The organism is Mesorhizobium sp. WSM4935 (assembly GCF_029625735.1).
Lineage (GTDB): Bacteria > Pseudomonadota > Alphaproteobacteria > Rhizobiales > Rhizobiaceae > Mesorhizobium.
Window position 1 is genome coordinate 1 of the sequence record NZ_JARTVR010000080.1, and the last position, 244, is coordinate 244.

Annotated in this window: 1 pseudogene; it reads right to left on the reverse strand. The window is 61.1% G+C overall.

What is annotated here, in order from left to right:
- Window positions 1–149: 149 nt before the first annotated feature.
- Window positions 150–244, reverse strand: a pseudogene (locus tag P9273_RS32515) (DUF983 domain-containing protein); the annotation flags it as partial.

Sequence of the window (244 nt, forward strand, 5' to 3'; positions counted from 1 at the left end):
GTCGCTATGAGCGATCATGCTCCGCTCGATCCTGTCGACTTCCGCCTTGGTCATACCGTCCATGCGCAGGACCTAGCGGAAACTTCTGGCAAGCGAAAGTGGCCTTTCACGGTCGGTATGTTGCGCCAGGCAGCATTCTTGGCTGCGGCCTAGGCTCCGGGATGCGGCTCGATCACGTCGTGCTCGCCGCCGAAGCCGTGCATATAGAAGGCCCATTGCAGTCCGATGACGGCACCCTTGACCG